The 18,116-nt window shown below is 68.9% G+C and carries 18 protein-coding genes and 3 pseudogenes; 9 read left to right on the top strand and 12 right to left on the bottom strand.

All coding sequences use genetic code 11. The features are described from left to right. Positions 1 to 706 precede the first annotated feature (706 nt). The 3 genes from ABTY04_RS38270 (at position 707) to ABTY04_RS38260 (ending at position 2,338) form a co-directional block, all read left to right on the top strand. The gene (locus tag ABTY04_RS38270) at positions 707 to 934 is read left to right on the top strand and encodes a CbtB domain-containing protein (protein WP_352218047.1); all 228 of its coding nucleotides are present in this window, start codon (positions 707 to 709) and stop codon (positions 932 to 934) included. Between the two features lie 12 nt (positions 935 to 946). Then, positions 947 to 1,780, top strand: coding sequence for a CbtA family protein (locus ABTY04_RS38265; RefSeq protein ID WP_352218046.1), 834 nt, complete (start codon positions 947 to 949; stop codon positions 1,778 to 1,780). A 174-nt stretch (positions 1,781 to 1,954) separates the two neighbouring features. Beyond that, positions 1,955 to 2,338 (top strand): hypothetical protein, encoded by a 384-nt coding sequence (locus tag ABTY04_RS38260; RefSeq protein WP_502996811.1) that lies wholly within the window; start codon positions 1,955 to 1,957, stop codon positions 2,336 to 2,338. A 27-nt stretch (positions 2,339 to 2,365) separates the two neighbouring features. Here the strand turns inward: ABTY04_RS38260 and ABTY04_RS38255 are convergent, their stop codons facing one another. Beyond that, positions 2,366 to 2,590 carry a hypothetical protein gene (locus ABTY04_RS38255; RefSeq protein ID WP_352218045.1) on the bottom strand — a complete coding sequence of 75 codons (225 nt, stop codon included), beginning with the start codon at positions 2,588 to 2,590 and terminating at the stop codon, positions 2,366 to 2,368. A 69-nt stretch (positions 2,591 to 2,659) separates the two neighbouring features. Further along, a pseudogene (locus ABTY04_RS38250) lies at positions 2,660 to 3,097 on the bottom strand (hypothetical protein); the annotation flags it as partial. A 422-nt stretch (positions 3,098 to 3,519) separates the two neighbouring features. Between ABTY04_RS38250 and ABTY04_RS38245 the strand changes: the two are divergent. After that, complete coding sequence (locus ABTY04_RS38245) at positions 3,520 to 4,491, top strand: metallophosphoesterase (protein ID WP_352218044.1); 972 nt, start codon at positions 3,520 to 3,522, stop codon at positions 4,489 to 4,491. Here ABTY04_RS38245 and ABTY04_RS38240 read toward each other — a convergent pair. Then, positions 4,451 to 4,699: a CBS domain-containing protein gene (locus tag ABTY04_RS38240; protein WP_352218053.1), complete on the bottom strand. Its 249-nt coding sequence runs from the start codon at positions 4,697 to 4,699 to the stop codon at positions 4,451 to 4,453. The genes ABTY04_RS38245 and ABTY04_RS38240 overlap by 41 nt on opposite strands. Before the next feature lie 740 nt (positions 4,700 to 5,439). On the opposite strand from ABTY04_RS38240, the gene ABTY04_RS38235 reads away from it, so the two are divergent. From ABTY04_RS38235 to ABTY04_RS38225, 3 genes are all read left to right on the top strand, one after another. Beyond that, entirely contained in the window at positions 5,440 to 6,588 is a 1,149-nt protein-coding gene (locus ABTY04_RS38235) for a PLP-dependent cysteine synthase family protein (protein ID WP_352218043.1), read from the top strand. Further along, entirely contained in the window at positions 6,585 to 7,847 is a 1,263-nt protein-coding gene (locus ABTY04_RS38230) for an MDR family MFS transporter (protein WP_352218042.1), read from the top strand. Before ABTY04_RS38235 ends, ABTY04_RS38230 begins: the two co-directional genes overlap by 4 nt. A gap of 414 nt (positions 7,848 to 8,261) precedes the next feature. Then, positions 8,262 to 8,573 (top strand): site-specific integrase, encoded by a 312-nt coding sequence (locus tag ABTY04_RS38225; protein WP_352218041.1) that lies wholly within the window; start codon positions 8,262 to 8,264, stop codon positions 8,571 to 8,573. A 79-nt stretch (positions 8,574 to 8,652) separates the two neighbouring features. On the opposite strand, the gene ABTY04_RS38220 is transcribed toward ABTY04_RS38225, so the two are convergent. The 6 genes and pseudogenes from ABTY04_RS38220 to ABTY04_RS38200 all read right to left on the bottom strand — a co-directional run. Next, positions 8,653 to 9,900, bottom strand: a complete 1,248-nt coding sequence (locus tag ABTY04_RS38220; protein ID WP_352218040.1) for a cytochrome P450 — start codon at positions 9,898 to 9,900, stop codon at positions 8,653 to 8,655. A gap of 13 nt (positions 9,901 to 9,913) precedes the next feature. Then, a complete protein-coding gene (locus ABTY04_RS38215; RefSeq protein WP_352218051.1) occupies positions 9,914 to 11,308 on the bottom strand; it encodes an NAD(P)/FAD-dependent oxidoreductase in 1,395 nt (464 codons plus the stop codon). A 20-nt stretch (positions 11,309 to 11,328) separates the two neighbouring features. Continuing rightward, positions 11,329 to 11,556, bottom strand: a complete 228-nt coding sequence (locus ABTY04_RS38210; RefSeq protein WP_352218039.1) for a ferredoxin — start codon at positions 11,554 to 11,556, stop codon at positions 11,329 to 11,331. Positions 11,557 to 11,789: 233 nt separating this feature from the next. Beyond that, the gene (locus ABTY04_RS38205; RefSeq protein ID WP_352218050.1) at positions 11,790 to 12,200 is read right to left on the bottom strand and encodes a Tn3 family transposase; all 411 of its coding nucleotides are present in this window, start codon (positions 12,198 to 12,200) and stop codon (positions 11,790 to 11,792) included. Between the two features lie 43 nt (positions 12,201 to 12,243). Beyond that, positions 12,244 to 12,291 (bottom strand): annotated as a pseudogene (locus ABTY04_RS41370) (hypothetical protein); the annotation flags it as partial. Positions 12,292 to 12,662: 371 nt separating this feature from the next. Then, a pseudogene (locus ABTY04_RS38200) lies at positions 12,663 to 13,859 on the bottom strand (MFS transporter); the annotation flags it as partial. A 130-nt stretch (positions 13,860 to 13,989) separates the two neighbouring features. Between ABTY04_RS38200 and ABTY04_RS38195 the strand changes: the two are divergent. Then, positions 13,990 to 14,349 carry an ArsR/SmtB family transcription factor gene (locus ABTY04_RS38195; protein ID WP_352218038.1) on the top strand — a complete coding sequence of 120 codons (360 nt, stop codon included), beginning with the start codon at positions 13,990 to 13,992 and terminating at the stop codon, positions 14,347 to 14,349. On the opposite strand, the gene ABTY04_RS38190 is transcribed toward ABTY04_RS38195, so the two are convergent. Further along, entirely contained in the window at positions 14,303 to 15,427 is a 1,125-nt protein-coding gene (locus ABTY04_RS38190; protein ID WP_502996810.1) for a cation diffusion facilitator family transporter, read from the bottom strand. The genes ABTY04_RS38195 and ABTY04_RS38190 overlap by 47 nt on opposite strands. 154 nt (positions 15,428 to 15,581) lie before the next feature. On the opposite strand from ABTY04_RS38190, the gene ABTY04_RS38185 reads away from it, so the two are divergent. Then, positions 15,582 to 15,845 (top strand): hypothetical protein, encoded by a 264-nt coding sequence (locus ABTY04_RS38185; protein ID WP_352218037.1) that lies wholly within the window; start codon positions 15,582 to 15,584, stop codon positions 15,843 to 15,845. 185 nt (positions 15,846 to 16,030) lie between these two features. On the opposite strand, the gene ABTY04_RS38180 is transcribed toward ABTY04_RS38185, so the two are convergent. Further along, positions 16,031 to 16,807, bottom strand: a complete 777-nt coding sequence (locus ABTY04_RS38180) for a hypothetical protein (protein WP_352218048.1) — start codon at positions 16,805 to 16,807, stop codon at positions 16,031 to 16,033. Further along, the gene (locus ABTY04_RS38175) at positions 16,791 to 18,020 is read right to left on the bottom strand and encodes a hypothetical protein (RefSeq protein ID WP_352218036.1); all 1,230 of its coding nucleotides are present in this window, start codon (positions 18,018 to 18,020) and stop codon (positions 16,791 to 16,793) included. Before ABTY04_RS38175 ends, ABTY04_RS38180 begins: the two co-directional genes overlap by 17 nt. Positions 18,021 to 18,116 lie beyond the last annotated feature (96 nt).

Genomic DNA, 18,116 nt, shown 5'->3' with positions numbered 1-18,116 from the left:
ACGGGGCTATCCAGGACGGCTCAGACGCCGTAATCACACTAGCCACACCAAGATCATCTCACCCGTGACCAGCAGTTACGGGACAACCCTTAGGCATCGGCCGGGTTGTCCCTCAAGGACCGCGGCCCGGACTCGACAAACTGCCTTGCCTGGGCGCCTTCGGAATCCATTTTCGAGAGACGTACGGTTCGCTCTCCCAGGCCGAATTCCGGCTGGTACGTGTGGAGGTTTACAGCCTGACTCGGGGACCGCGACACACTCCACGTGGCGGGTCATCGGCAAGAGGTGCAAGGCACAGCCCAGTCCGCCGCTCCTGCCTGTCTTGACCACCGCCTGGGCAAGAGATCGGGAATGGCAACACGCCCCTCCGTGGCGGCGGCCCCCTTCGCATGTGAAGCAGGGAGTCGACTCAGGCTGGCCCCGACGGCCTGAGACACACATCCAAGGCACAACGTCCCACGTCACAGGGGTTGCAGGCTGCGATCAGAGCCTCACGCTCTTGGCCGGAGGCTCGGCGCAGGGTAGCGTCACGTCGACATATTCATAGAGCGACGACGGCGAGACGGAAGTCCGGTGTGAATCCGGCATGGTCGCGCCACTGTGTGCTGCGCTGGTGCCCCAAGGGGTGGCTGCGCGGCGAGTCAGACCCGAGGACCGTCGTCCTGCACCACCGTATGGGACGCGCGTTCCCCGAGGAGGTTCCATCATGGCCGAGGCTGTCGCTTCCGCTGCCATCCCCACCACCGTCGGCTCCCTGTCGGCTCCGCTGCCCGTGCGCGCGGTACTCCCCTGGGCCGTCTTCGCCGGCCTCCTGATGCTCATCGCCCTCTACTTCGTCGGTGCCGAGCAGGGCGCCACGGCCGTCTTCTCCGGCGCCGGTGTGCACGAGTGGGTCCACGACGGGCGTCACCTGCTCGGCTTCCCCTGCCACTGAGAGGCCACGCAGATGTACGCCTCGACTGTCAGAGGTCTACTGGTCCGCGGCATGCTCGCGGGCCTGATAGCCGGGCTGTTCGCATTCGCCGTCGCCTACGTCGTGGGTGAGCCCTCCGTGAGGGACTCCATCGCGGTGGAGGAGGCCCAGGCCGCACAGGACGCAGCGGCTCCGGCGGTCCAGAACCCGCATGCCGGACACGGCGCCGCCGCACCCGCCGAAGCGGCCGACGAGGAGGAAGAACTCGTCAGCCGTCCCGTCCAGTCGACCGTCGGTCTTGCCACCGGCGTTCTGGTCTACGGCGTGGCGCTCGGCGGCATCGCCGCCCTGGCCTTCTCCTTCGCTCTGGGCCGCGTGGGCGAGTTCAGCCCGCGTGCGACGGCCGCACTTACCGGGGCGGGCGCGTTCACCCTCGTCTACCTGGTGCCGTTCCTCAAGTACCCGGCCACCCCGCCGGCGGTCGGCAACCCCGACACCATCGGGCAGCGCACCACGCTGTTCTTCCTGATGATCCTGCTCAGCGTGCTGCTCGGCGTCGGCACGATCATCCTCGGGCGACGACTGGCACCGCGCCTGGGCAACTGGAACGCCACGCTGACCGCGGGCGGCGGCTTCGTGGCGGTCATGGCCGTCGCCTTCGTGTTCCTGCCGTCGAACGAAGACTCCGTCAAGGCCAGTTTCCCGGCGGCCTTGTTGTGGGAGTTCAGGATGGCTTCGCTGGCCGTCCAGCTCGTCATGTGGACGGTCTTCGCGATCGTCTTCGGCGTCCTGGCCCAGCGCCTCCTCAGCCCGAGTCCGATCGGCTCCGGTGCGGCCACGCAGCAGAAGGCACCCGCCCTCGGCTGATTCGCCTGCCAGCACGTCCACGCATCTCCGCGACGGCCCCGGCTCCCCCGTCCAGGGGCGCCGGGGCCTCGGTCATCCCGCACGGGAACTCACGGTCGGCGAGCTCGACCTTGTGCGGTCTGCGGCGGTGAGTCGTGATCGAGGCTTTCGGACCGTCGGGGGGCGTCTTCTGCGGTGACGATGATCGTGCTGTCTCTGCTTGCCGGGCTGCTGGTCCTCGGCATCTCAGGGGGCGCGTATCTGCACTCAAGTCCCCTGCTGAGGCGCGGTGTTCGCACCTCGGCCGCCTGCGTGAACGTCGGACAGGTCGCACAGGGCTCGATGCTATTGCTGGAGTACACCCCTTTTGGCGGCCCGGCCAGGCAGTACACCGTGGGCCCGTTCGCCTTTCCTCCGGTCGAGGTCGGAGGAACGCTCGATGTGATCTACCACCCCAAGCGCCCGCAAGAGGTGAGTCTGCCCGAGCGACTGCCCAAGAGCACCCGCGGGCTGGTCATCGCGATGACGGTCTCCGGGGCGGTCGTCGCAGCGTGCGCGGCGCTCGCGTACGCGTGGTGATCCCGACCGCGGCCCGGAGCATGAGCGTCAGTCCCCGTCCTCGGTTCTGTCCTGGGCACACCGTGCGGGGCCGAAGGCGCTGACTGCACCGCCGGCACACAGCCCGATGGCGACCCCCAGCACCAGGTGGTCGAGGAGCATGCCCACCACGACTCCCGCCAGCAGCCCGAGCGGGATCGCGATGAGGGGGATGTCGCTGCTGCCCCGCCCGCTGTCACTCTCGTCTGTGACCCGTTCATTGTGTTGGCGCATTGGGGCGTCTCCGACTTTGTCCTACCGCGCTGTCGGCCGCTCCGGGCTTCGGCACCGGCCCCGGACCCCTCACGCAGTGTGCCCCTCCCCTGCTACGGCCGACGTCGATCCGGGGAGCGGCACCGGGTGGGGGGTGAGCCTGGGTGACGGCGCAGCCGAAGAGGTGCCCGCGCGGGCAAGCCCGAGGACCGCTCGGGCTACCCGAGCCGCCGCGTGGGGCACCTGACGGAAGCTCGGGAAGTCGTTCACGTCGACGACCACCGGGCCGTCCGGGCCGAGCAGCACGTCCACCCCGTACAAGTCCAGCCCGTACACCGCACCGGCCCGGGCGGCGATCTCCGCGACTGCGGCCGACAGCGTCACTCGACGTTCACGGACCGACGGGTCCGGATGCAACGGGGAACACCGCTCGGTCGCGAACCGCTCCCCGCCGACCGCGTACACCTTGAGGTCCGTAGCCGCGTTGGGCACGTACGGCTGCGCGATCAGCACGCCCTCGACCGCAAGGACGTCTCCTCCAGCCGCTCCGGCCCTTCGATTGCACTTCGCCGATGGCTCGTGGCTCGAACTCGGCCGACTCGCCCAGCCCGAGGACGCCGACCACTTCCTGAGCACCACCGCCCCACGCGACACAGGACGCCCCCACTGACGCGACAGGCAGCCGCTGCTCCTATCGGTGACCGCCCAACACGCCAATGCCCGGGCGGATCTACCCATCGAGCCCTGTTGCCCGAACGGAGATCGCTTCGTCCTCCGTCGGCCACACCAGGGTGACCGAGGCCCCAGGCAGACAATGAACGACTCCCTTCGCCACGCGGGCTCCGACTCGCCGTACGCCGTTCATCCCCGACTTCCCTCTCGACACCAGGCGGCTGCACCTGGTTGCCACCGTGGAGACGACCGCCCGTTCGACGTCTACGGAGATGGTGATGACGCGTTTCAGGGCACGGGTACTCGGCGTGGTCGCGGCTGCCTTATCGGTCAGCCTCGTCGCGCTCCCGGCAACGGCCGCTGGTCATTCCGCGCCTCAGGCAACGGCGTTGGAGAACTTCAGCATCGTGGTGTTCCCCGATACCCAGTACTCGGCGGAGAGCTTCCCCCAGGCGTTCAACGCCCAAAGCAAGTGGATCAAGGACAACACGGTCGCCCGCAACATCAAGTACGCGATCCACGAGGGCGACATCGTCGACGACTCCGACCAGTCCTACCAGTGGACCAACGCCACCGGCGCGCTGGGGCAGCTGGGCGGCGTCACCCCGTACATCCTCGGTGTGGGCAATCACGACATGGACGCGATGCCCAAGGGCCAGAACCCGGCCGTGGTGCGCGACGCGGTGGCGTTCAACCGCAACTTCCCGCGCAGCGGCTTCTCGAACCTGCCGTCGTTCGGCGGCACATATCCGGCCGGACAGAACGACAACAGCTTCCACATGTTCTCAGCCGGAGGCACGGACTGGCTCATCCTCGCGCTGAAGTACGCCCCCACCGACGACGAGATCGCCTGGGGCAACAAGGTGATCACCGACCACCCGGACCGCCAGGTCCTGATCGTGACGCACGCCTACCAGAACGGCACGACGAAGGACGCCGTCGGCCAGAAGCTCTGGAACAGGACGGTCAGCCGGCACCCCAACGTCTCGATGGTGTTCTCCGGGCACTACGTCAACCAAGGGCTGATCGTGGAGAAAGGCGTGAACGGCAACACGGTCAACCAGATCCAGGCCGACTACCAGAACGTCAGCACGCTCGACCCGAACAGCTACTTCCGGATCCTCGAGTTCAACCCGACGGCGAAGACGGTCAGTGTCCAGACCTACTCGCCGTACCTGGACAAGAACCTGACCGACACGAAGAACCAGTTCACGCTCCAGAACGTGAGCTTCCCGCGCGCTCGCCGCTGATCGTCGTATGCGGCACGAGAAAGCCGATGGCCGACACCGTGGGGGACGGCGCTGGCCATCGGCCGCTGTGGATCAGGCGTCGCCGTCGTGGGCGGCCGCGCCCACCCGGCTCCTCCAGCAGGTCTTCCATGGTGACGAAGCCGATCACCGTGCCCTTGTTCCCGGTGACGGCCGCCAGGTGCGTGCCGGCTGCCCGCATCGCGGTCATCGTGTGGTCCAGGCCGAGCTGAGCCGTGGCCATCATCTGCCGGCCTCGCCATCCCCGCTTCCGGACGACCGCGCCCCACCGGGCGGCGTCCTCGATTGCCGCCCGCCAGCCGTGCCGAACCTCCACAGATGGGGGCATCCCCGCCCGGTCGATTATCACGGTACGCATTGGCGTGATTACACTGAGTGCGTGAGCGACTGCTGGGCGGCTGCGGTGGAGGCATTGCGACGCTGTCGCGTGCTTCTCCTTCCGGGGCTCGTCCTGCTCGTGGCCGCGCATTTGGCCGGGGCCACGCACAGCGCTGCGTTCACCGGTCCGCACACTGCGATGTCAATCTCCTGCGCGGAGCACCAGGTGACTCCGGGGCCCCCACTCCACGTTGCCACGCCGGAGCCCACCCATCAGCACGGCCTGACCGACCACTTCGACCACTCCGTCGACCGGCCCCGTTCGAGCGGGGAACCCGTCGCGACGATGCTGGTGGTCTCGGACGCACTCGCCACCGGTCACGTACCTGTGGTGCACGGTTCCTTCCCGCACACGGCAGAGCCGGCCGGGCCACCAGGCCATCCGGCTCCGCTCGCGCTGAATTGCGTCTGCCGGCAGTAGGAGCGCCCCCGCACGCCGTCGTCCCCCTCTGGTGAAGACCCGAGAGCGGTGTCGAGCGTGCCCGCGCGCCCTCAGAACTGCCTATCCCGTGCCTTCCGCGTCCCCGTGGAGGCGCGTAGGAGCCGTACGCGATGAACCACCTCTCCCTGCTCGACGACTTCGGTCCCCTGTCTCCCCTCTCTCACGCACCCGTACCCGTGGTCGCCCGGCGGCCCGCCCAGCTGGTGGGCAGCACCCCGGTCCTGTGGATCGACCAGCCCTTCGCCCCGCCCGGCCGCGGCTTCTTCGCCAAGCTGGAGGGCTGCAACCCCGGCGGCATCAAGGACCGGCCGGGCCTGCACATGATCCGCCAGGCACGGCTGCGCGGGGAGCTGCTGCCCGGCGCGCCCGTGATCGAGTCCTCGTCCGGGACCCTTGGCCTGGGGCTGACCCTCGCCGGCCTGACGTTCGGGCATCCGGTCACCGTCGTGTCCGACCCGGGCATGGAGCCCTCGGTCGTACGCCTTCTCACCGCGCTCGGCGCCTTCGTCGACCAGGTCGAGTCCCCTCACCCCACGGGCGGCTGGCAGGAGGCGCGGCGGGCGCGGGTCGCCGACCTGCTGACGGCGGCGCCGGGCGCGTACTGCCCGGACCAGTACACCAATCCCGACAACGTGGGTGCGTACCGGCCGCTGGCTGGTGAGCTGATCGCCCAGCTGGGCCGGGTCGACGTCCTGGTCGCGGCGGTGGGGACCGGCGGGCACTCCGCCGGGATCGCAGCCGGCCTGCGCGAGCACTCCCCCGGGCTGCGGGTGATCGGGGTGGACTCGATCAACTCGGCGATCTTCGGCCAGCCCGTCGGCCCGCGGCTGATGCGCGGACTCGGCTCCAGCATCCATCCCGCGAATGTGGACTACGACGCCTTCTCCGAGGTGCACTGGGTGGCGCCCGGGGAAGCGGTGTGGGCCTGCCGGCGGCTGGCCCGCCGGCACTACGCGTCCGGGGGCTGGAGCGTGGGCGCGGTGGCGCTCGTCGCGGGGTGGGCGGCGCGGACGATGCCGCCGGGGACGCGGATCGCCACCGTCTTCCCGGACGGCCCGTACCGGTACCTGGAGACCGTCTACAACGACGCCTGGTGCGCCGAGCGGGGCATTCTCGGGGTGGAACCGCCCGAGGAGCCGGACGAGATCGCGGCGCCGGACGAGTGCGCGGTGACCGGGTGGACCCGGTGCAGCCAGGTGCGCGACCCGCTCGGACGGGAGCCGCGCCGGCCCGCGCTGCGGACGGCGGTCCGGCGATGAGGGGGCTGCGGGCGCAGGTGCGGTCCTTCGACGCGAGCGTGCGGCTGCTGATGGTCAACCAGTTCGCCATCAACCTGGGCTTCTACATGCTGATGCCCTACCTCGCGGATCACCTCGCCCACGGACTCGGGCTGGCCACCTGGGCGGTCGGGCTCGTCCTGGGCGTACGAAACCTGTCCCAGCAGGGCATGTTCCTGGTCGGCGGAACACTGGCCGACCGATACGGCTGCAAGCCGATGATCCTGGCCGGGTGCGCCCTGCGGACGGTCGCCTTCACCCTGCTCGGCGTCGTGCAGTCGCTCCCGGCGCTGATCGTCGCCTCGGCTTTCACGGGGCTCGCGGGGGCACTGTTCAACCCTGCGGTGCGTGCGTATCTGGCGGCCGAGACCGGGCCGGAGCGGCGGGTGGAGGCGTTCGCCGCCTTCAACGTCTTCTACCAGGCGGGCATCCTGGTCGGTCCCCTGGCCGGACTGGCACTGCTGGCGTGGGACTTCCGGCTGGTGTGCATGGTCGCGGCCGGGATCTTCGGGGCCCTGGCCCTGCTCCAGGCCCGGGCACTGCCCGCCCGGCCCCCGGCCGATCGCAGTGCCGAGCCCGCCTGGCGGGCGGTGCTGCGCGACTGGCGGTCCATCGCGGCGAACCGGCCGTTCCTGCTGTTCGCCGTCGCCATGTCCGGCTCCTATGTGCTGGCTTTCCAGGTGTACCTGGCGCTGCCGCTGCGGGCCCGGGAGCTGTTCGGCGAACGGACCGGCGTGGTGACGGGCGCGGTGTTCGCGGTCTCGGCGCTCGCGGCCCTGTCGGGGCAGCTGAAGCTGACCGCGTGGGCCGAGCGGACGCTGTCCGGGCCCGCGGCGATCGCCTGGGGGCTGGCCGTGATGGGCGCGGCGTTCCTGCCGCTGATGCCCGGCCCGTACGGTGACGGCGCCCAGGGCTTGGTCGTCGGGGTGGCGGGGCTGGTGCTGTGCGCGGCGCTGCTGGCATGGGGCGGGGCGCTGCTCTACCCCTTCGAGATGGACACCGTGGTCCGGCTGTCCGGGGAGCGGCTCGTGGCCACCTACTACGGCGCCTACAACACAGCGTCCGGGATCGCGATCGCGGCGGGGAACCTGGGGGTGGGCATGCTGTTCGATACAGGCGTGGCTTGGCTGCCGTGGGCGGTGCTGGCCGCGACCGGCCTGCTGTGCGCCACGGCGGTGGCCGCTCTGGAGCGCGGTGGATACCTGCGTCCGCCGGTACGGGAGGTGACGCTGGCCGGTTGAGCGGCCAGGGCAGGCGTACGGGTTCCGAGTGCGCGGGAGGAGGACCAGGCCCGGGTTGCCGGGTGGCGGGCCGTGGAGCTGCGCCCGGTGAACCGTCCCGGGACCGTGTCGAGTCCACCACCGCGCTCCGCCTCGGGACGGCGGAGGCCGAGCAGGTTTCGAGCTCGACATGAGCAGCCGGCTCGGCCTTACCCTGGCGCGCGCGGCGCCCCGGTACCGTGCCGTGCCTGATGCACAGGCCCAGCGGCCGGCCAAGGGGCGTGCGCAGGAACGGCGTCCGGCCGTCAGTACAGGTAGACGTCGATGACCAGGGCCACCAGGCCGGCGAGCAGGGCGTAGGCGGTGCTGCGGCGGGCGGGTTCGGCGGCCAGGGGGCCGAGTCCCAGGGCAACGGCCGGGACGGCGACGCTGGACGTGTGCGAGGAGACCGGCCGCGCCCGGCTCTCCTACCGGCGGGCCGAGGAGATCTTCGAGGAGAACACCCGGCTGGTGGCCAACCCAATCGCCTCGCCCGAGGACATCGAGGACCTGGACGGCTGGACCCTGCACCGGCTCCGCCACAGCGCCCTGACCCACGACGCCGAGAACGCCACCTCCACCCCGATGCTGCTGGCCCGCTCTCGCCACGCCTCCGTCCGATCCCTGGAGCGGTACGCCCGTCCCGGCGTCGACGCCGTCGCCCGACGCGTTGCTGAGCGCGACCCCGGCGCACGTCGCCGGGCATGACACCCTCCGGTTACGGCTACTGGCACCCCAAGTCCGGGGCGTCCGGCATGTTTCCGCCGGTACTTCGGCTGTCCTCCCGCTAGTGCCCTTGGCTGCCGTGTGGGTGTGGGCCGTCGCTCTGCTCGACGGGGAGGTGGATCGGGCCGCGAAGAATGGGGCTGCGTCGGTACGGCGGTGGGTCGGCGACGAGCCTGGGCCGGTCGAGTCGGTGGACGAGCTGGGTCAGGGCGATCTGGGTTTCCCGCCGGGCCAGCGGTCCGCCGAAGCACAGGTGGATGCCGCTGCCGAAGCCGAGGTGCTGGTTGTCTCGCCGGTCGGGGGCGAAGCGGTCGGGATCGTGGAAGCGGTTCGGATCGCGACTGCCCGAGGCCAGCATGAGCATGATCTGCGAGCCCTTGGGGATGGTGGTGTCGGCGACGGTGATGTCGCTGTACGCCGCGCGCCAGGGAATGATGTGCACGGGGGGCTCGTAGCGCAGCAGTTCCTCGACCAGCGGCACGACCAAGCCCGGCTCGTTGCGCAGTCGTTGCAGAACCTGCGGGTGACGGAGCAGGGTCAGCATGCCGTTGGTGATGAGGTTTACGGTGGTCTCGTGGCCGGCGATCAGGAGCGTGTGGGCGGTGCTGACGATTTCTGCGTCGGTCATCCGCCCGTCGGGCCCATCATCGTTGGCCAGCCGTGACAGCAGGTCATCGCCTGCCCGGCCATGGCGTTGTTCCAGCAGCCCGCCGAGGTACTGGTTCAGGTCTTTGCTGGCCTGCGTGCCTTTGTCGAGTTTCTCCTTCGGGTCGGTCTTGGGGTCGTAGTCGATCGAGTCGATGATGGCGTTCACCCATACGTGGAACTGGGGTTCGTCCTCGCGTGGCACGCCGAGCAGGTGGCAGATCACGGTGACGGGGAACGGGTAGGCGAAGTCGTCGACGATGTCGACCTCCTCTTTGCCCGCGAAGCCGTCGATGAGGCCGCTGACGGTGGCGGTCAGGTCGCCTTCCAGGCTGGTCACCAGCCCCGGGGTGTGCGGGGGGCCGAAGTGGCGCATCGTCATGCGCCGCAGGCGGTCGTGCTCGGGCGGGTCGAGATTGATGAACGACGGGGTGGCACGTCCCTCGGCCGCGGCCATCGGACGCGACAGGTTGCGGACGTCGGAGCTCAGGTGCGGGTTGTGCAAGATGTCCATGAGCTCGCGGTAGGTGCTGATGACGTAGCTGCCGTCCTCCTGCCTGGCCACCGGCGTCCTGCGTAGCTCCGCGTACAGCGGGTACGGGTCGGCCCGGGAGGAGTAGTCGAGGATCCGTTGCAGCGTGTCGGGCGTCTCGGTCGTGGTCATCACGGTCTCCCTCCTACCGGTGGTGCTGCTGCACGGCCGTGACGCGCCGCTCGCCCGGGTCATGGCCGGTGACGACCACGGTGGCGCCCTGGGCGAGCAGGGTGGGGCCGGGGAAGTCGACGGGTACCGGCTTCATGTCGGCGGGCTGGTCGGGCGTGGGGTTCGGTGGCGGGAAGGGCGCGGCCGTTTCGACCAGCTTCCGGTAGTGGTCCAGCCACTTGGCGTTGTTGAAGCTGACCGCCGCGGTGACGCGGCCCTTGTAGCCGTATGCGGCGACGAATCGGTGATCGGACACAGAGCCCTGGGTAACGACGACCTCGTCGGCGAAGGTCGGCACACCGACGGACTTGATGTTGACGCCGAACTGGATCGACCAGAACACCGGGATGGAAAGGTGGGGCCAGCGGTCCGCCTGGGCGCTGACCATGTTGTGGGCCGCGACTTCGGCCTGTTCCACGGCGTTGGCCCAGTGCTCCAGCGAGATGAGCCGGTACTCGTAGATCGGGTTCGGGCAGCGTGCCACGTCTCCCGCGACGAAGATGTCGTCGGTGACCAGGCCGTTGATGTCCAGTGCGCGGCAGCCCGTGTCGCAGGCGATCCCCCAGACACCGGCCGCCAGTCCAGAGTCCCGCAGCCACTCGGTGTTGCGGATGCCCCCGAGGGCCACCACCGCCACGTCGGCGTCGACCGTGCTGCCGTCGTCGAAGTGGGCACGGCAGAATCGCCCCTGTGCGTCGCCCTCCAGCTGGGTGACTTTGACACCGCAGCGCAGGTCGACACCGTGGGCGCGCTGCATGTCGGCCGCGACCTCACCGATCATGGCGCCGAGCGCTCCGACCAGCGGGGCCGGCGCGAGTTCGGCGACGGTCACCGGGATGTCTCGCTCGCGGCAGATGGAGGCGATCTCGGAGCCGGTGAATCCCGCTCCGATGACCAGGACGCGGGAGGGCCCGGCGGCAAGGGCCCGCTGCAGGCCCTCGGCGTGCTCACGTGTACGTACGACGAACACTCCGTCCAGAGCCGCCTCGCTCTCGACGAACCAAGGCCGGGCACGCACCCCGGTGGAGATCAGCACTCGGTCGAAGGGAACCTCGCTTCCGTCGGCCAGACGGACGTGGTTGGTCGCCAGGTCCAGCCCGCTGGCGGGTACGCCCAGCAGCCACTCCGCGTCGATGTCACGGCGCCGCGGCAGCGTGGTATCCCCGGCCGGCACCCACCCGGTCAGCACCTGCTTCGACAGAGGAGGCCGGTCGTAGGGCTCACCCAACTCGTCACCGATCATGGTCAGCGATCCGGTGAAGCCTTCGTCGCGCAGAGCCTCCGCCGCACGCAGCCCCGCCAGTGACGCCCCGACGACCACGATGCGGCCATCACGCTTGAACGCCTGCAGGGAGTCGGCGCTGGTCATACGCAGGGTATCGGTGCTGTTCATGACAGCGACGCCTCCGCCGGTGTGTCCCTCCCCTCCAACTGGTCGACCAGAATCGCCTGAAGCGGGCAGGCGGCCGCGGCGCGCAGCACCTGGTCGCGGCGGACGTCATCCGGGTTCGGGTCGTACATCAGGGCTTCCTCGCCGTGCATCCGGAATGCGTCCGGGGCCAGGAACGCGCACTGCGCATATCCCTGACATCGGGAAAGATCAACGACAACTCTCATCCCTACCTCCACAGGGGCTGCGGACTCCGGGCCTTGAAGCCAGTGCCACTTTGGTACGCAAAACGCGCAACAGGTCTTGAGAGAAGAGAATTCGGCCGCCCCTGCGAAGTACGCGGGAGTGCACCACGCTCGTCGGGCCTCCACGGAAAGAATTGATCACCGCTAAGGAGACCGGTGCCTGTGCACTGACCTGAAAAACTGGCTCTTGAAGACTGGCTCTTGTGGTCAAAAGTCTATGCCGCACGCACATCGCCCGCACGCCAGGAAGGGGATGTCCCGCCGGCATGGCGCCGGAGCCACGACGATGTACGCACCGCCCGCCCGAATTCCTCTCGCCTGGTAGGTGGGGTGATTCGGGCCGCCGCGGGTGAAGCGGCGCAGGACCTGTTCGGCCTCGGCGGTGCCCAGGCGCAGGGCGGTGGTGTGTTCACGATCTGGTCGTACTGCTGGCGGATCAGGTCCCAGTTGATCGTCTTGGTGGACAGCACCGGTGCGAGGTTCGGCCAGTTGTCGTCCTCCCCGGCCGTCGGCCGGTACAGCCGCGCGGAGCCGATGTCCTTCAGTCTCGGCATGAGTTTGAAGTCGAGCATGTGGGCGAAAGCGAAGCCTACGATGGACGCGCCATGGGTGTCGGTGTACTGGATAGCGCTGGTGCCACTCGGTCATCAGGTTCGAGGACCAGGAGCCGAACTTGCGACTGTCGGAAGCGCAGACGGTGCCGGTACCCCACCACATCTCGTCGCGGCAGCGAAAGTGGCGTTCACCAGCTTCACCAGCGCGGCGCGCAGGTTGGCCCGGTTGACGAACAGGTGCCGCACCCTGCGCGGCATCGCCTCGGACTCACCGTGCTTGCCGGTCACCGCAACCCGCGGCGGGCCTTTCGCGACATGCGCGGGGCCGCGAGGGCAACGACGCCCCCGAGGCCCCGGCCGTGTCCGGCTGCTGTGGTTCAACGGGGCGCGCTCGCCCCGGCCAGGTGCAGTTCGTCGGGCGCGTGGCTGTGGCAGTGACGCCAGCCGCCCTGGACCTGGACCGCATCCCGCAGGTGAGGGTGGCCGGGCTCCAGTGTGGTGTGGACGTGGGGGGGTGTCCGCCGCGTCGCGGGCGGGCCACAGCCACACCGCAGATACGGCGGCGATCAGGCCGATCAGGCCGAGGGCGACGACGGCGGCGAGCAGTCCGGCCGACGCTCCCACCCACCCGGCGAGGGGATACGTCAGCAGCCAGGCGGCGTGAGAGAGGGAGAATTGGGCGGCGAAGGCGGGCGTGCGTTCCTCGGGCGGGGCCGAGCGCCGGATGAGCCGTCCCGTCGGTGTGAGGACCATGGAGCAGGCCGCGCCGAACGCCGCCCAGGCGCCGAGGAGCGCCGGCCAGCGCCAGCTGCCGCCCGAGGCCGAGGTGATCACGCCGACGGCTGCGAACACCACGGTCAGCAGCAGGCCGCCGCGCAGCATCACGGTGCGGTCCGCGACCCTGTCGAGGACGCGCGGGAGCACGAGGGCGACCAGCATGGAACCGGCGCCGTACGCGCCGAGGGCGAAGGCCACGTCGCCGGTGGACCGGTCGAGGTGATCGCGTACGTAGACGACGGTGTTGACGGTGACCAGGGCGCTGGCCGCGGCCACGGCCAGGTTGAGGCACAGCAGGGCGCGCAGGCGCGGCACGCGGAAGAACAGGCGGCTCCCCGCGCTGGCCTTCGCATAGACACCGGCCGTGCGCTCCGGGGCCGGGGCGGGCTTGGGCAGGACCGCCGAGACGACGAGCGCGGCGGAGGCGAGGAAGCCGCCCACGGTACCGAGGAAGAGCCAGTTGTAGGTCATGAAGCCGAGCAGCGCAGCGGCCAGCGCCGGGCTGAACAGGCTCTCCAGGTCGTACGCGAGCCGGGACATCGAGAGCGCCTGCGTGTAGTCGCGTTCCTCGGGCAGCACGTCGGGGATGACGGCCTGGAAGGTCGGCGTGAAGGCGGCGGAGGCGGCCTGGAGGGCGAAGATGAGGACGTAGACCTGCCAGACCTGGTCGACGAACGGCAGCATGAGCGCGACCGCGGCGCGGGTCAGGTCGGAGCCGACCAGTAGGGCCCGGCGCGGGATGCGGTGCGCGATCGCTCCTATGGCCGGGGCTATGCCGACGAAGGCCACCATCTTGATCGCCAGCGCGGTGCCCAGGACGGATCCGGCGCGGGGTCCCGAGATGTCGTACGCGAGCAGGCCCAGGGCCACGGTGGCGAGCCCAGTGCCGACCAGGGCGATCACCTGGGCGGTGAAGAGGTGGCGATAGGTGCGGTTGCGCAGCACGGAAAGCATGCGGGCGTCCTTCACGGGGCGGGGGGCGGACCTCTTCACCATACAGTCATGTGCGCATCTGCGCACATGTTGGCCAAATCTTTGCGGTGGCCGCTGCGAGCGGCGGACCCGCCCGGCATACCCTGTCCGCATGCGAGTGAGCGAGCCAGTCCCAGCTGCAACCAGTGCGCACCTGCGTGCCCCCGATGACGCCCGCCTCACCGAGGCCGCCTCGGTCTTCGCCATGCTCTCCGATGCCACACGGCTGCACCTGCTGTGGCTGCTCGCGCAGGACGAGGCGGACGTCGGCTCGCTCGCCGAGCAGTGCTCAGCCTCAAGGACCGCGGTCAGCCAGCACCTGGCGAAGCTGCGGCTGGCCGGGCTGGTCGAGACCCGACGGGAGGGCCGGCACGTGTTCTACCGGCTCGGGGACGGACACCTGCGCCGCCTCGTCACCGAAGCCCTCAGCCACGCCGACCACCGTGTGAGCGGCGAGGCCCCGCACGACTGAACCCGGGCGCGGGCACCGGGCGGGTGCCGTGGTGGCGCAGCACAGCATGCGGGTCGGCCGTACCACCGCCGGCAGCATGCGGGTCCGTGTGGACCGTCGCTGCGGTGAGCCTGGGTACGGCGTGCATGAGCGTGTGCTCCGCGTCGACCGCGATGGCGTGGGCCTCGGCGACCGTGAGCCCTCGGTCCACCACGATGTCGGTCTCGGCCCGCAGGGTGTGGCCGATCCACCGCATGCGTACCCGCCCCACATGTTCGACGCCGTCGACCGCACGCAGGGCTGCTTCCGCACGGTCGACGAGAACCGGGTCGACGGCGTCCATGAGCCGTCGGTAGACCTCGCGGGACGCGTCCCGCAGGACGAACACGATGACGGCGGCGATCAGCAGACCGACCACCGGGTCCGCAGCGCGCCATCCGAGGGCCGATCCGCCCGCTCCGAGCAGGACGGCGAGCGAGGTGAAGCCGTCCGTACGGGCGTGCAGGCCGTCGGCGACGAGGGCGGCCGATCCGATCCGGCGACCGGTGCGGATGCGGTACCGCGCCACCCACTCGTTCCCGATGAAGCCGATGACGGCCGCGACCGCCACCGCCCCCAGGTGGCTCACCGCCCGGGGCTGGAGCAGTCGGCCGACCGCCTCGTAGGCGACGAACGCCGCGGACGCCGCGATCGTCACGACGATGACGATGCCGGCGAGGTCCTCTGCCCGCCCGTATCCGTACGTGTAGCGGCGGTCGGGCCCCCGCCGGCCGACCAGGAACGCCACCGCGAGGGGCACGGCGGTCAGCGCGTCGGCTCCGTTGTGGAGGGTGTCGCCGAGGAGGGCGACGGATCCGGACAGCGCGACGACCGCGAGCTGGAGGGCCGCGGTGACGGTGAGGACCGCGAAGGAGAACCAGAGCGTGCGCATGCCCTCGCGCGAGGTCTCCATGACGGGGTCGATCTTGTCTGCTGCCGCATGCCCGTGCGGCGCGATCAGGTGATGGAGGCGGTGCCGCAATCCGGTCCGCCCGTGATACCGCGCGTGGTGCTCGTGCCGTCCACGGCGGCCTGGGGGCTCGCTCCGGTTCTCGCTCATGGCCGCTCCTGCGCCCGTGGCGCCGCTTACACTCCACCCTCCCTCCACCGTATGCGCATTCGCGCACCTGTGCACGGGTCGGCGGCAGAGGCGTCGAGTTCTCGCCGTACAGTGCGCTCTGCCCGCCTCGCCGCACCTGCCCCTGGAGGCCCTCATGGCCTCACCGCAGTCCGCTGACGACGCGGACTCCATACCCGAGTCCGAGCCGGAAGCGCGCCTCTCGGGCCGAAGCCTGATGCGGCTCGGCGTGCTGCCACTGGGCGCGGCCGCCCTGCCGCCCCCCGTGCTCGCCCTGTTCAGCGCTGTGGCCGCCCGGCTTCTCTTCCCCGGTCAGATGCTCCTGGTCGCCTTCGCCTTGTTCACCACGGGGCTGCTGGCCCACTACTTCACGACCGGCAGGAGGCCGAGCCGTGCCTGACGCCCGCTACGCCATCGCCGCCGTCCTCGTGTCCGCATGTCATCAGATCGATACGGAGGCTGCGCCCCGCCGCCGCAGACGGAGGCCTGGGGCCGGCGCAGAGCCGGCCGGACATTCCGGCGTGCCGCCGGCGATCCAAGCACCCTCGGCACATACATACGGATCCAGAGGCCTGTTCAAAAGCCTCAAGGCCGGACGGGCGGCATCAGATCGCTCTCACTGATGGTGTACGTCAGCAGGGGGTAGACGAAGTCCGTTTCATTGTTCTCACGGCGCCGTAGTCGGTAAAACTCGCGCTTCTGCTCATCGTCGGCCGACACGAGGCGCGCACCCTGCGGAAGGTATGCATGTCCGTCGCGAAACCGAACGAAGGTCTTTGATGCTCGAAACGTTACGCCCAACCATTGGTTGTCCGCCGCCTGGATGGGCGCGTCCAATACGATTTTATGCCGGAGTCGCCGATTCGAGTCGACAGAAAACGCGACGACACTGTTGTGGGCGAGAGGGATCTCGAACTTGTCGACACCGGACCCCTTTGATTCAAAGATCAGCTTCCTCGGCGGGCCCGCTTCGGGATATTGGTAGCAGGAGAAGACGGCGATAAACGACCTGTTGGCCAGATCTAGGGCTTGGTCGGAATGGCTGCCCATGGTTTTGTAAACGTTCGTGTAGCTCTCGATGAGAGCGTTGTTGAAGCCGACCGAAAGCGCCGCACGTTCTTGAATCTGTTGCGCCAGCCGTTCGTGCACCGCCTGGAAACGCTGCGCGGGGCCCCTGTATTCAGTGGTAGTACGTACGAGAGGCACACCATCAGCCTCATCGGTCTTGGTGAGCACGGCGCCTCGCCGGCCCTTTCCTACGTCTTCCAAACGAGCCGAAGCGGACAGCTCCGCAAAGAAATTCTCATCGGTCGGCAAAGCGAACGAGATGATCTCATCCGAGATCCTAGACTCGGGGGGCAACATAGTCTCCCGTATTCATACTGAAGAGAAAATCATCGCCGTAATCAATGAAGGACGAGGTCCTGTTCTCCTCGGCGTACAGCCTGCGCAGCTCATTCATGCCCGCCGGTGTGGGCGGCTCCAGCTTCACCAAATCTCCGGCCACTTTGAGGAACGTGTGGCCGTTCTTGTGAACGGCCTCGGCACTCGAACAGCGCACCACGTATCCCAGGCGGGTCGGGAGCAACTCGGCGTCCAACGTCGAGGGCCGGATTTCGTGCGTGTACAGGCGGTTGATGGACAGTGGCATGAAGAAAACGGAGCCGGGGTAAAGAGTCAGGGTGAACTGCGGGGGGAGTGCCACCCCGTCGCGTTCTTCGATCGGCTCCTTGAGGCGAAAGTGGAGTTTGGTCAGTCCGCTGGCACCCTTCACACCGTAGTCGAAGGGGTCTTCGGCCAGGGGCTGCAGCTCGTCGAGCCGGTCATAGAAGGTGCAGAAGGCCATGATGCCATTGGCGGGCATGTCCTTGGTCTTGTCGGCATGGGCCGATATCTTGGCTTTGGACTGCTTGCGCTCGGCCGTGGCACGGGTGTTGTGGTAGATCTGAGCGAGGACGTGATTTAGCGGTGCCTGGTTCCGGAAGACGGCGGCGGCCTCACGGTTCAGAGCCTCGACGATGCGCGTGTCAGTCGGGCGAAAGATCTCGGTCGGCCCCGAAAGATTCGTGGAGCACCGGAGCAGGCGGAAATGCAGTTCGTCACCGTTTCGCGTGACGGGCGTCAGATAGATTCCGCTGCGATGGGCTGTTCCAGGCTTGGTGGACTCCGTCAGGGACTGGAACTCGTGCTCCGCACTGATCCATCCGAAGTGATCGACGCCGAGGCCGAAAAAGCCGCGGTAGTACACGCCGGCGCCGTGTACGCGGATGGGAACTCGGCCGAGGTCGACAAGGGTCCAAGGTTTCTCGACGTCTTCGTGGTAACCGTGCGATAGCTCCCGGATAACAAACACCCGGGCCGCCGCATGCAGCTGTCCGCCACTGATCCCGGATACATCACCACACAGGTAGACGTTCTTCTGCGCGAGGTTGGCCGAACCGGAAGCAAGGTCTTCTGGCGTGATCGTGGACCCGAAAAATCCCCTGACCAAGTCATTGTCTTGCAACGTCGAAGGCGCAACCAAGGTGTTGCTCGCATCCTCGATGCGGGCTTCTGTCAGCTCTGTTGTGTACATCGAGCCCTTTCCAACCTCAGGTTGAGGCGTGGTGAAGGACGACGACGGCCTTCACGATGTCGGTGATCCGGTTGGTGCTGCAGCGGAGCTTGCGTA

It is taken from the genome of Streptomyces sp. NPDC097981 (genome assembly GCF_040302565.1).
Taxonomy (GTDB): domain Bacteria; phylum Actinomycetota; class Actinomycetes; order Streptomycetales; family Streptomycetaceae; genus Streptomyces.
This window is presented reverse-complemented; position numbering and strand designations above follow the sequence as displayed.

Bases quoted from the DNA above. Each gene is read 5' to 3' on its own strand.
- ABTY04_RS38270 (WP_352218047.1), top strand. From the start codon at position 707: ATGGCCGAGGCTGTCGCTTCCGCTGCCATCCCCACCACCGTCGGCTCC.
- ABTY04_RS38265 (WP_352218046.1), top strand. From the start codon at position 947: ATGTACGCCTCGACTGTCAGAGGTCTACTGGTCCGCGGCATGCTCGCG.
- ABTY04_RS38255 (WP_352218045.1), bottom strand. From the start codon at position 2,590: ATGCGCCAACACAATGAACGGGTCACAGACGAGAGTGACAGCGGGCGG.
- ABTY04_RS38245 (WP_352218044.1), top strand. From the start codon at position 3,520: ATGACGCGTTTCAGGGCACGGGTACTCGGCGTGGTCGCGGCTGCCTTA.
- ABTY04_RS38240 (WP_352218053.1), bottom strand. From the start codon at position 4,699: ATGACCGCGATGCGGGCAGCCGGCACGCACCTGGCGGCCGTCACCGGG.
- ABTY04_RS38235 (WP_352218043.1), top strand. From the start codon at position 5,440: ATGAACCACCTCTCCCTGCTCGACGACTTCGGTCCCCTGTCTCCCCTC.
- ABTY04_RS38230 (WP_352218042.1), top strand. From the start codon at position 6,585: ATGAGGGGGCTGCGGGCGCAGGTGCGGTCCTTCGACGCGAGCGTGCGG.
- ABTY04_RS38220 (WP_352218040.1), bottom strand. From the start codon at position 9,900: ATGACCACGACCGAGACGCCCGACACGCTGCAACGGATCCTCGACTAC.
- ABTY04_RS38215 (WP_352218051.1), bottom strand. From the start codon at position 11,308: ATGACCAGCGCCGACTCCCTGCAGGCGTTCAAGCGTGATGGCCGCATC.
- ABTY04_RS38210 (WP_352218039.1), bottom strand. From the start codon at position 11,556: ATGAGAGTTGTCGTTGATCTTTCCCGATGTCAGGGATATGCGCAGTGC.
- ABTY04_RS38195 (WP_352218038.1), top strand. From the start codon at position 13,990: ATGCGAGTGAGCGAGCCAGTCCCAGCTGCAACCAGTGCGCACCTGCGT.
- ABTY04_RS38190 (WP_502996810.1), bottom strand. From the start codon at position 15,427: ATGAGCGAGAACCGGAGCGAGCCCCCAGGCCGCCGTGGACGGCACGAG.
- ABTY04_RS38185 (WP_352218037.1), top strand. From the start codon at position 15,582: ATGGCCTCACCGCAGTCCGCTGACGACGCGGACTCCATACCCGAGTCC.
- ABTY04_RS38175 (WP_352218036.1), bottom strand. From the start codon at position 18,020: ATGTACACAACAGAGCTGACAGAAGCCCGCATCGAGGATGCGAGCAAC.